4 protein-coding genes are annotated in these 3,101 nt (G+C 65.6%); all 4 read right to left on the reverse strand.

The genetic code is table 11. The features are described 5' to 3' along the window. A partial coding sequence (locus tag V7Q39_RS20290; RefSeq protein WP_333818427.1) for a type IV secretion system protein B4 occupies positions 1–1,796 on the reverse strand: 1,796 nt, incomplete at its 3' end. Then, complete coding sequence (locus V7Q39_RS20295; RefSeq protein WP_018065947.1) at positions 1,786–2,064, reverse strand: type IV secretion system protein VirB3; 279 nt, start codon at positions 2,062–2,064, stop codon at positions 1,786–1,788. The genes V7Q39_RS20295 and V7Q39_RS20290, both read right to left, overlap by 11 nt. Positions 2,065–2,089: 25 nt before the next feature. Continuing rightward, positions 2,090–2,368 (reverse strand): TrbC/VirB2 family protein, encoded by a 279-nt coding sequence (locus V7Q39_RS20300; protein WP_394352146.1) that lies wholly within the window; start codon positions 2,366–2,368, stop codon positions 2,090–2,092. Positions 2,369–2,400: 32 nt separating this feature from the next. Beyond that, positions 2,401–3,054, reverse strand: a complete 654-nt coding sequence (locus V7Q39_RS20305; protein WP_416235093.1) for a lytic transglycosylase domain-containing protein — start codon at positions 3,052–3,054, stop codon at positions 2,401–2,403. Positions 3,055–3,101: the final 47 nt, after the last annotated feature.

A 3,101-nucleotide genomic window follows, 5' to 3' on the forward strand; every position in this document is an offset into this window, starting at 1 on the left:
GCCCCGAAGATCCAGCCGTAGCGGCCCTCGGCGGTCCATTCCTGCATCCGCTCGAAAAGATCGCCTTCGTCATCGGTCGAGACGAGGAGCGAGGCGAAATCAGACCAGTTCCGCAGCCCTGCGTTTCCGGCACTGGCGTTCTGGCGCACGACCTCCTGCAGACGGTTGGTCTGCACCGGGGTCAGGGGTCGGTCGCGGCGCTCGAGAAGGCTTGCGAGCCAATCGGCCAGCCATGCCTGTCCGCGGGCGTCGATTTCCGTCTGCAGCGGGTTCAGGCCCGTGGGACGTCCGGCCCGCACGGTCGAATAGCTACCCCCAAGCGCGCGGACGGCCATTTCCATACCGGCACGATAATCGAAGACGAAAAGCCGCGCGCCTGCCCGCTTTGCCATGGTCATAAGGAACGCCGCCAGCACAGATTTTCCGGACCCGGGGCGGCCGAGGATCAGGGTGTGGCCACCCGTGGGCTCGCGATCCGGCGCGCCCTGTTCGTGGAAGTTGAAGCGGAACCCGCTGCGCTCCGGCGTCGGAAAAAGCGTGATCGGCACGCCCCAGGGCACTTCCTGACCAGTCTTGCCGAGCGGGGTGCGGTGGAAAGTGGCGAGATCGGCGAAATTGTGGTTCGTGATCGCGGCCTTGCGGCTGCGCGCCCCGGTATTGCCGGGATGCTGCGCCATGAAATGCGCCCGCGCGCCGAAGGCTTCCGAGATCAGGTTGATGCCGGAGGTGGCCGAGATGTTGCGGATCTCGGCCGCGATGTCGTCGAGCGCCGCTTTGCTGCGCGCATAGACAGCCACTGTCATGTGGTGTTCCCCGAAGATCAGGCGCTTGGATTCCAGATCGTCCTGGGCGAGTTCCAACTCCTGCGCGAGGCTGACGGCCCCGTCATTGGCCGCCTGCATGAGGCGCAGCTGCCGCTTGATGCGGCCTGCCATGATATTGGCGTTGATCGGCACGAAGGAGTGGGTGACCACCATGTCGACGGGCAGGTTCAGCTCGTCGAGCATCAGGCTGTCGGTCTTCGCGGGGTAGTTTTTCACCGCAAAGATCGCGCCGAGCTTGTCGCCCACAGCACCGTCGGACAGCCCGACGGTCGTACCCCGGAAGGTGACGCGGGTATTGGCAACATCTTCGGCGATCACGCCCAGGCGCGAGCGCGGGAAGAGCGGGTGTTCCTCGCCCGTGTTGAGTGAACCGAGGAAGCCCAGAAGCTCGCCGGTGCTGGCAGCAAGCAGGCGGGGCTTCAGCTCATCGAAAGACGACAGCAGAAACCCCACGACCTCGTCGAGCTTGCGCAAGCGCCGGGTCGTATCCGCCGCATGCCGGGCGCGGGATGCCCCCAGACCGAACGGCAAGCGGCTGCCGGTCTCTGGGCGCTTCAGGACCGTCAGGGTCAGTGTCTTGTCACGCAGGCCCGCTTGACCCAGATGCGCGCGCCAGCGCTGGTCGATGGCGGCGGCGAACCCTTCGCCCGGGATGGGCGGCAGGGTCACGTCGACCGCCTTTGACACCTTGTGCAGGTAGAAGGAGAACTCGGTCCCCACCTGCGCGACGATGCCTGCCAGGAGCCCGCCGATCCGGTCGAGATGCCCATCCTCGCTCGTGATGCTGTTCACCCCTTCGAGCCGGATGCACTGCATCAGCTCGTTGCCGCGCGTCCGGATCGTTCGGTCGGTCACGAGGCTGACGTAAGGCAGCATGGACGAGAGCCGCTTCTCGCCCTTGACCCATGCCGGCAGCGCGGTGAGCGGATCGAGACCCTCCGCCACCTCATCGGCAATTCCATCACGGGGCATAGCTGTCACCTCCGTGAAGCTTGCGGTTCGTCGTGGGCGGGGTTTCCTGCAAGGTGATGACCAGGACGTCGAGGAAGTTCGGATCCCAGTCCGCGGCTTTCCAAAGCGCCGGCCAGGCCAGCCCCGCGAAGACGGCCACCACCCAGCTCTGGACCCAGAGGAACAGGAGCGTCGAGCCGAAGAGCCAGACCATGGCATACATGATCGGCAAGCCCATCAGCTTGGGCGGCCTGAGAAGGCCGATGAACACGCGGGACTGGTCGGACATGTCCGAGACCTCCGGAAGCTCTGGCTCAGGTTGTCCAGATGGCGGCGACGATGGTGGGGGCTGCAGCGATGCCCGCGATCGCGACCACGACCCAGAGCGCCTGGCGGAAATCGAGGATGCCGAAGAGCCAGGAGAGGAACACACCGATCAGCGCCAACGTGCCGATCACGATGCCCAAGGGGCCGGTGATGGCGTTCACGATGCCCTGCAGCAAGGTCTGGACCGGCGAGAGATCGATACTCTGCGCCAGTGCGGGATCTGCGAGCACGATGAGGGCCATCGCGCCCATGAGCGTGCAAGTCACCGCGCGGGCGGCGACGGGGGAAAGTCTGGATGTCACGAGAGATCTCCTCTGAGCCGTTGGAACACGGCAGTCACACGGGCCACATGGCCCTGGGTTTCGCGGAAAGGGGGAATGCCGCCATGGCGGGTGACCGCCTCGGGTCCGGCATTGTAGGCGGCCAACGCCAGCGCAGGATCGCCGAAGCGCTCCAGCATCATCAGAAGGTACCGGGCCGAGCCGTCGAGGTTCTGCGCAATGTCATGAGGATCGACGCCAAGATCGCGCGCGGTTCCGGGCATGAGCTGGCCAAGCCCGATGGCCCCGACCGGGCTCAGCGCGCGCGGGTCATAAGCACTCTCAACCTCGATATTGGCGCGGTAGAACAGCGTCCAGTCGGTGACCGACAGACCTGCCTGACGCAGGGCGTCATGGCTGCCATAGCGCAGCGCCGTGGTCTCGATGGCGTGGAGGATTTCGGGGGAGGCGCGGATCGCGCGTGGTGTCGGGGCAAGTGCCGCAAGCTGCGCCAAGGGCGCTTGGGTGTCAGCGGTCTGTGGTCTTGCGAAAAGAAAGAGGCGGTCCGTCTGCGTCCCGTCGGGAGCGGCGTCCGAACTGTCGAACGCCCGCAGCGACTGCGTGCCGTTCGCGATATCGATCAGCTGTCCGTCGGGGCTGACCTGGAAGATGAAACCGTCTGCTAGGGCCAAGGGTGCGGAACAAACACCTGTACCCAATGCAACGACGAGCGCGAACG

The sequence above is a fragment of the Tabrizicola sp. genome (assembly GCF_036781545.1).
Taxonomy (GTDB): domain Bacteria; phylum Pseudomonadota; class Alphaproteobacteria; order Rhodobacterales; family Rhodobacteraceae; genus Tabrizicola.